At 71.2% G+C, this 7,330-nt stretch carries 9 protein-coding genes; all 9 read right to left on the bottom strand.

The window, feature by feature from the left end; genetic code table 11:
• The coding region (locus ACI8AP_RS18300) for a Gfo/Idh/MocA family oxidoreductase (RefSeq protein ID WP_456590792.1) at window positions 1–289 on the bottom strand (289 nt) is incomplete at its 3' end.
• Window positions 290–322: 33 nt separating this feature from the next.
• Window positions 323–709, bottom strand: a complete 387-nt coding sequence (locus tag ACI8AP_RS18295) for a C-glycoside deglycosidase beta subunit domain-containing protein (RefSeq protein ID WP_456590791.1) — start codon at window positions 707–709, stop codon at window positions 323–325.
• Window positions 709–1,704, bottom strand: coding sequence for a sugar phosphate isomerase/epimerase family protein (locus tag ACI8AP_RS18290; RefSeq protein WP_456590790.1), 996 nt, complete (start codon window positions 1,702–1,704; stop codon window positions 709–711). The genes ACI8AP_RS18295 and ACI8AP_RS18290 overlap by 1 nt, the downstream gene beginning before the upstream one ends.
• 11 nt (window positions 1,705–1,715) lie before the next feature.
• A complete protein-coding gene (locus ACI8AP_RS18285; protein WP_456590789.1) occupies window positions 1,716–2,942 on the bottom strand; it encodes an ABC transporter ATP-binding protein in 1,227 nt (408 codons plus the stop codon).
• Window positions 2,943–2,951: 9 nt separating this feature from the next.
• The gene (locus ACI8AP_RS18280; RefSeq protein ID WP_456590788.1) at window positions 2,952–3,854 is read right to left on the bottom strand and encodes a thioredoxin family protein; all 903 of its coding nucleotides are present in this window, start codon (window positions 3,852–3,854) and stop codon (window positions 2,952–2,954) included.
• Window positions 3,851–4,234, bottom strand: a complete 384-nt coding sequence (locus ACI8AP_RS18275; RefSeq protein WP_456590787.1) for a C-glycoside deglycosidase beta subunit domain-containing protein — start codon at window positions 4,232–4,234, stop codon at window positions 3,851–3,853. The genes ACI8AP_RS18280 and ACI8AP_RS18275 overlap by 4 nt, the downstream gene beginning before the upstream one ends.
• Complete coding sequence (locus ACI8AP_RS18270; protein WP_456590786.1) at window positions 4,231–5,211, bottom strand: sugar phosphate isomerase/epimerase family protein; 981 nt, start codon at window positions 5,209–5,211, stop codon at window positions 4,231–4,233. The genes ACI8AP_RS18275 and ACI8AP_RS18270 overlap by 4 nt, the downstream gene beginning before the upstream one ends.
• Before the next feature lie 292 nt (window positions 5,212–5,503).
• On the bottom strand, window positions 5,504–6,337 hold the full coding sequence (locus tag ACI8AP_RS18265) for a carbohydrate ABC transporter permease (protein WP_456590785.1): 834 nt from the start codon (window positions 6,335–6,337) through the stop codon (window positions 5,504–5,506).
• A 12-nt stretch (window positions 6,338–6,349) separates the two neighbouring features.
• Window positions 6,350–7,303 carry a carbohydrate ABC transporter permease gene (locus ACI8AP_RS18260; protein WP_456590784.1) on the bottom strand — a complete coding sequence of 318 codons (954 nt, stop codon included), beginning with the start codon at window positions 7,301–7,303 and terminating at the stop codon, window positions 6,350–6,352.
• Window positions 7,304–7,330 lie beyond the last annotated feature (27 nt).

The following is a 7,330-nucleotide window of genomic DNA, read 5'->3' as shown; positions in this document are numbered from 1 at the left end:
CGGCGATCGCGATCTCGGCGTGGGTGTTCCCGGGGGTGCAGACGTCGACCAGGTCGACGTCCTCGCGCTCGACGACGCGGTGCCAGTCGGTCTCGGTGCTCGACCAGCCCAGCTTGCCGGCGGCCTCTGCGACCTTGGCGGCGTCCCGCCCGGCCAGCACGGTCAGCTCCGGCCGCAGCGGCAGGTCGAAGAAGTGGGGGGCGGTGCGCCACGCCTGCGAGTGCGCGGCGCCCATGAAGGCGTAGCCGATCAGGCCGACGCCCAGAAAAGGACGTCCGGGGGAAGTCATGCGGGAGCTCCTCGTGAGATGGGAGGCGTGAGATCAGGCAGCGAGGGTGAGCCGCTTGCTGTCGCGGCCCCCACCCGGCACCGGCATGTAGGAGATGCGGAGTCGGACCGCGACGGCGATGTCGTGCTCACCCGGCGCCAGCGGCTCGTCCGTCTCGAAGGCGAGCTGCGCCCGCTCGCCCATCTCCCACCGGTCGTCGGTGGTGTGCGGCAGCTCGTCGAAGGTGTAGGTCTTGCCGTGCACCGTGAAGGTGGTCCGCGACGGCGGGACGGGCCGGCCGTCGAGCACCAGGTCGACGGCCTCCACCATGGACAGGGCCAGGCCGCGGTAGTACGGCATCCGGACCTCGACGACCCCGCCGGTGCGGCCGTCGTCCAGGGGACGGAAGTTCTCCTCGCAGACGATGTACTGGTCGAACATCAGGAGTCCTCTCCGAGCAGGCGGGCGAACATGGCGTGCTGGCGACGGACCTGCTCGATGCTGTCGACGGGGAAGGCGTCCTGGATGTGCCGGTTGCCCTCGTACTCGCTGGACAGGTAGCCGTCGAAGCCGCCCTCGACGAGCACCGGGACGATCCGGTCGTAGGGGATCGAGTACTCGACCCCCTCGTCGGTCATCTCGTAGAACTTCGCCTGGATGTGCCCGATGAGGGGCATGTGCTCGAGCATCGACTTCGGCTCGGTCCAGATGTAGTGCGTCGCCTGCCGGGCGAGCCCGAAGTCGACCGAGCCGCCGCCGCGGTAGTTGACGATGTCCATCAGCGCATGGGTGTCGCCGTGGTCGTCGTAGGTCGCCACGATCAGGTCGACCAGCTCCGGCTTGGCGCCGTCACGCAGCGCCCGCTCGCTGACCACCCGGGGGAAGCGCTCGACGAACGTGCCCATGTCCGGCATGAGGCCGAGCGCCGGCGAACCGGTGCGGTGCATGACCTCGAGGTGCTGGCGGATCCACGGGTGCTCGTAGTGGAACGGCGCGTGCACCTCCAGCAGCAGCCGGACGCCGGCGTCCTCGGCGTAGGGCGCCGCGGCCTCCATCACCTCGGGCGGGGTGTTGATGATCGCGCGGACCACCCGGGCACCCAACCGGACGGCGATGTCGATGTCGCGGTGGAAGGAGGCGACCTGCTCGTCCAGGGTCAGCCAGCGGTCGGGGTACCGCTTGGTGTCGAGGAAGAGGTCGGTGGCGACCGGCGTCGTCCCGTACTTCTCCATCCAGCTGGACCACGAGTCGACGAACTCGTCGGTGACGTGCGGGTAGCCCGGGATCATCTGCTCGGGGATGATCTCGATCCCCCGGGCACCGAAGGCAGCCGCCTCACGGATGCAGTCCTCGACGGACAGGGCGCGCAGGAAGTACTCCTCCTGGAAGGAGTAGAGGCTGACGCCCCGCTTGATGCTGTGGGCCGGTGGTGTCACGGGGTCCTCTCTCAGACGGTCACCGCGGCAAGCCGCGGTGAGGCCGGGGCGATGGCCTGTCCCGTGGACAGGTCGAAGAAGTGCAGGGCGGCCGGCGGGACGGCGAACTCGGCACGGGTGCGCTCGCGCACGGCGGACGTCCCGGGCAGCCGCGCCTGGAGCACCGATCCGCCGGCGTGGTTGCGGAGGTCGCCCGAGGCGCCGGGGTCCATGTCCTCGGCGATCTCCATGATCGCTTCGGTGATCACGGGGGCGGCGTCGAGCCGCAGGCGGACCAGCTTCTCCGGCGGCAGGTTCTCCACGAGTTCGACGTCGGCGACGAGCCGCAGCGCGTCGGGAGCCGCGCTGGCGGGATCCCGCAGCGCCTCCGGACGCAGGCCCAGGGCGACCGGGGTGGCGTCGGTGCCGGCGAGCTGGGGGTAGGCGTTCAGGAGACCGGCGGGGAGCGGCAGCCGCTGCGAGCCGAGGACGAGCTCGTGGCCGGCCGCGGTGCGGAGCACCATCGCGCTCATGACGTTCATCGGCGGAGAGCCGATGAACTCGGCGACGAACAGGTTGGCCGGTGAGTCGTAGAGCTCGTCGGGCGTGCCGAGCTGCTGGAGCAGCCCCTTGCGGAGCACGGCGATCCGGTCGCCCATCGTCATGGCCTCGACCTGGTCGTGGGTGACGTAGAGCGTGGTGACGCCGTACTGACGCTGCAGGCCGCGGATCTCCGCGCGCATCTGGCCGCGCAGCTTGGCGTCCAGGTTCGACAGCGGCTCGTCCATCAAGAAGGCCTGCGGCTGGCGCACGATCGCGCGTCCCATCGCGACGCGCTGCCGCTGACCGCCCGAGAGCGCCTTGGGCTTGCGGTGCAGCAGGTCGGTCAGCCCGAGCGCCTCCGCGGCCCGCTCGACGCGCGCCTTCGCCTCGGCCTTGCCCACCCCCGAGCACTGCAGCGGGAAGGCGATGTTCTCGCGCACGGTCATGTGCGGATAGAGGGCATAGCTCTGGAAGACCATGGCGATGTCACGCTGGGATGGGTGGACGTCGTTGACGACCCGGTCACCGATCAGGAGCTGGCCGTCGGAAATCTCCTCGAGGCCTGCGGCCATGCGCAGCGCCGTCGTCTTGCCGCAGCCCGAGGGCCCGACGAGGACGAGGAACTCGCCGTCGGCGATGGCGATGTCGAGCTCCGAGACCGCCTGTGTCCCGTCCGGGTACCGCTTGGTGACGTGGTCGAACGTGATCGATGCCATGACTGCTCCTCAGTCGGTGGTGGTTCGGGACGGGCCTGCTGACTGCGTGCGGAAGTCGACCCAGCCGGGCAGCTCCCAGGGCCGGACCAGCGCGGCGCGGAGCGCTGCGGCCAGGTCGGCGGTGTCGGGCAGCGGGGAACCGCGGCCGTCCGGACGGGTGTAAACCCGGCAGGTCAGCGCCGGTGGCGCCGCAGTCGGGAACAGGTCCTGCCCCCCCACCACGAACGTCGGGGAGCCGGGGAACCGCAGCCGCTGCGCCTCTTCCCGGTCACGGACCTCGCGCTCGACCACGGTCACCTCGTCCCGTCCCAGCTCGGCGAGGGTGTCCCGCAGCACCTGGGCGGCCCGCACGCGCGTGGGGCAGCCGGCCCACCAGCGCAACTCCACCCGCCACTTGATCGAGCACCCGGCCGGAGAGGTGACCGGCCTGGCCACCGCGCGCGCGGCGAGCATGTCCTCGAGCGCTTCGCAAACCCAGCCGGCGCGCTGGGCAGGATCGTCGTGGTCGCCGTCCGGCGCGCCGTGGTACCGCACGATGCCGCGCCGGTCGATCACGAAGACCTCCGGGGTGGCCGTCGCGCCGTAGGCGCGGGCGGCGACCTGCTCGACGTCCCGCAGGAACGGCCCGGCCACCTCACCAGCATCGGCCCGCCGCCGCATCGCCTCCGCGGAGTCCTCGGGGTGGTCGGACTCGTCGTTGCTGATGATCTGCAGGACGGCGACGTCCCGCGTGCCGTAGTCCCGGACGACGTCCTGGATGCGGTCGTGCCAGGCCCGCGCGTAGGGGCAGCCGTTGGCCGTGAAGACGACGACCGTCGCGGCATGGTTCGCGGGGTCGAGCCGGACGGTGGCGCCGTCCGTGCCGGGCAGCGCGATCGGTGGAGCGGTGTCTCCGACGGTGAGCCGGCTCATCGGACGGTCCCTTCGATCTGGGCGGTTGCGCGCTGCACGAGCGGCACGCCGGGGGCCTGCTGGATGTAGGGGATCCGCACGGCGAGGGCGAGCCCGACCTGGTGAGTCGCTCCAGGGACACCCGGCGCGTCGAGCGCCACGTCGAGCGCGTCGCGCAGGTCCCACCAGGCGGCGGACCCGCCGGCGTCGGCCACCGGGCCGGTGAAACCGCCGGTCGAGATGGAACGCAGTGGCACCTGGGCACCGTCGACGGCGACCTCGATCGTCTCCAGGCAGGAGAGGGCCAGCGACCGGTACCAGGGCAGGCGGACGGCGAGGTGCAGGCGGCCGTCGCGGGCCGAGACCGCATCGGAGCGCAGGGTGCCCTCGGTCATCGTCATGCGGTCACCGCCGTCCGGGCACCGGTCAGCTCGGCCAGGAGCGCGACGTGCGCCGCCGAGGCGGCCAGCGCATCGGCCTCGCCCTGCTCGAGCAGCTCGTGGCCACCCCACTCGCTGAGGACGGCGCCCTGGTAGCCGGCCGCGGACAGCGCTCGCAACCACGCTTCGTGCGGGTCACGGACGGCCTCGACGTCCGGGTCCCAGAACTTGGCGTGCGCGTGCCGAACGAGCGGCAGGAGTTCCGACCACTCCCCCGGAGCCGTCCGGCCGCATCGGCCGAGCACCCCGGCGATCAGCGGGGTCAGCTCGGCTTCGCGCGGGTGGCCCGCGATCACAGCCAGCGCGGCTGCGATGCGCGGGCCGATCGGTCCGTCCTGCTCCCAGGCCTCGTCGACCGCGGCGACGCCCTGTGCCGCGAGACCCAGCCTGCGCAGCGCCGTGCCGAGCGCTGCGGGCAACGCGGGCGTGGAGAGGCTGGAGTCGATCGTCAACCCGAGGCAGGGACTGCCGGTCCGCTGCTGCAGTTCCGCGAGCTCCACCACGGCGGGGCTGTCGGGTGAGGTGGCGCCCTGCACCTCGAAGGTGAGGACGACCCCCAGCCGCTCCGCCTCCGCCGAGACCCGTTGCAGCAGCGACGGCGCCATCCCGAGCGTCGCGCGCACCATCGGGAAACCGAGCCGTGCGGCGGCCGCCAGTTGGTGGGCGATGTCGTCGAAGGCCTGCTCCACCGTCATCGGCCGCCCCGGGTACCGGAACAGGTCGGTGTAGACGCCGAGCGCGACCGGCACCAGGCCCAGCCGTCCGACGGCGTCGCGGAAGGCACGCTCGTCCTCCGCGGTGACCGCCGGGAAGCCGCGCCAGGCCTGGTGGCCGATGAGCTCGACCGCCGGGCCGCACCCAGCGGCGGCCACCCGCTCCAGCAGTTCGACCACGTCGGCGCCCGCCCGCCACTGCGGCGTCAGCGAGAACAGGGTCATCCCGAGCTGCGGCCTGTCAGGCGCCGACCTCGATCCAGCCACCGGTCCGAGCCGACTCGACGCGGGGGAGGACGCCACCACCCCGGCGGATGGCTCGGCCGTGCACGTGCCGGTGAACCCGCCGCTGGCGGTGCCGGCACGGAGGTTGTCGGCCATGGGAACTCCTCGCGAGGCAGGTGGACGCGGCCACGGGCTGGTGTGGGGACCGCCGGTGGACGAGCGCGACCGGACGGCTGGGGCGGTGCAGGGTGCGGCGCACGCGCGGGAAAGTTGGCGCGGCGGGACCGAGGGACTACTTGATCCCGCCGGCGAAGCCCTGGATGAACCTCTTCTGCGCGAAGAGGTAGAAGGCCAGGATGGGCACCATCGAGATGATCACGATGGCGAAGATCTTGTTCCAGGCGGAGACCAGCGAGCCGACGTAGTAGTACATCGACACCGGCAGCGTCTGGTTGTCCGAGCCGCCGAGGAAGATCAGCGCGGTGAAGAAGTCGTTCCAGACGATGAGGCCGGTGAGGATCGCGACCGTTCCGGTGGCCGGCGCCATCAGCGGCAGCACGACGCGCAAGAACACCCGGCTGGGCCCGGCCCCGTCCAGCGCCGCGGCTTCCTCGTAGTCGCGCGGCAGATTCCGGAAGAACCCGGCGTAGAGGAAGACCGCCAGCGGCATCAGGGTCCCGATGTAGAGCAGCACCATCCCCCACACCGAACCCACCAGGCCGAGCTGCCGGGCGCCGATGTAGAGCGGCACGAGGCCCAGCTGGGTGGGCAGCAGGATGGCGATGAGGAACAGGTAGAAGCTGATGCTGCCCCAGCGGGCGGTGCTGCGGGCCAGCACGTAGGCGGCGAGCGATCCGAAGGCGACCAACCCGGCGATGCTGCCGAGCGTGATCAGGACGCTGTGCAGCAGCGCCATCAGGATGTTGTTGTCCCCGCCGCCGGTGAGCACCTCGGAGAAGTTCTCGAGAGTCGGCCGAGCGGGCGGCTCCGACGTCCCCGTGGTCTGCAGTTCCTCGTCGGGCTTGAGCGCGGTGATGACGAGGAAGTAGAACGGGAGCAGGGTCAGCAGTGCGACGACCCAGACGAACCCTTCGCGCAGGGCCGTCATCTTCGTGTAGCGGAACATGATCCGGGCCCCTTAGGAACGGTCCTTGGTGGCCGCCTGCTGGAGGACGGCGAAGACGAGCATGATCAGGGTCAGCAGGAGGGCCAGGGCAGCGCCGAAACCAAAGTTGCTCAGCGCGAAGGTCTCCTTGTAGACCTGCGTGGCCAGCGTCTCGGTGGCGCCCGCGGGACCCCCACCGGTCAGTGCCATGACCTGGTCGAACACGCGCAGGCCCTGGATGAGCATGAGCGTCGAGGCGATCGCCACGGATGGCCGGATCGACGGCAGGGTGATGTGCCGGAAGCGTCGCCAGGTGCTGGCGCCGTCCAGCGCGGCCGCCTCCTCGATCTCGGCGGGGACGGTGGCCAGGCCGGCGAGGTAGATGACCATGACCATGCCGGTGGTCTGCCAGGCCATGACCACCAGCACCGCCCACAGCGCCAGGGTCGGGTCCGCCAGCCAGAGGCGCGGCTCCATCCCGACCCAGCCCAGCACGCCGTTGAGCGGGCCGTTGTAGTCGAAGATGAACTTCCAGACGTAGGACACCGCCAGCGGGCTGAGCACGACCGGCATGAAGAAGAGCACCCGCAGCAGGTAGCGCGTCCTGAGGGTGCGGTTGAGGGCGAGCGCCAGGAGCAGGCCCACGACGTTCGTGGCGATCAGGAACCCGAACGCCAGGAACAGCGTGTTCTGAATCGACCCGATCATGGACGGGTCGGCGAAGATGCGCCGGAAGTTGTCCAGCCCGATGAAGTCGAAGTCGCCGACCCCGGTCCAGTCGGTGAAGGCGTAGAAGGCACCGCCCGCGGTGGCCGCGTAGTGGATGAGCACCACCATGAGGACGGCGGGGAGCGCCCACCACCACCGGCCGTGGGAGATGAGCGGGCGGGCGCGCCGGGAGCGGGACGATCCCCCGCCCCCGGCGCCTGCCGCCGCGCCCCGGACGACGGGACTGGTGTCCTGCGGAGTGCCCATGGTTGCAGTCATCACTTGTCCTCGACTCGATCCGGAAGC

It is taken from the genome of Blastococcus sp. SYSU DS1021 (genome assembly GCF_054050995.1).
This window is presented reverse-complemented; position numbering and strand designations above follow the sequence as displayed.

Excerpts from the sequence above, each read along its gene's own strand:
- ACI8AP_RS18260 (WP_456590784.1), bottom strand. The coding sequence starts at position 7,303 with ATGACTGCAACCATGGGCACTCCGCAGGACACCAGTCCCGTCGTCCGG.
- ACI8AP_RS18275 (WP_456590787.1), bottom strand. The coding sequence starts at position 4,234 with ATGACGATGACCGAGGGCACCCTGCGCTCCGATGCGGTCTCGGCCCGC.
- ACI8AP_RS18270 (WP_456590786.1), bottom strand. The coding sequence starts at position 5,211 with ATGACCCTGTTCTCGCTGACGCCGCAGTGGCGGGCGGGCGCCGACGTG.
- ACI8AP_RS18285 (WP_456590789.1), bottom strand. The coding sequence starts at position 2,942 with ATGGCATCGATCACGTTCGACCACGTCACCAAGCGGTACCCGGACGGG.
- ACI8AP_RS18265 (WP_456590785.1), bottom strand. The coding sequence starts at position 6,337 with ATGTTCCGCTACACGAAGATGACGGCCCTGCGCGAAGGGTTCGTCTGG.
- ACI8AP_RS18280 (WP_456590788.1), bottom strand. The coding sequence starts at position 3,854 with ATGAGCCGGCTCACCGTCGGAGACACCGCTCCACCGATCGCGCTGCCC.
- ACI8AP_RS18295 (WP_456590791.1), bottom strand. The coding sequence starts at position 709 with ATGTTCGACCAGTACATCGTCTGCGAGGAGAACTTCCGTCCCCTGGAC.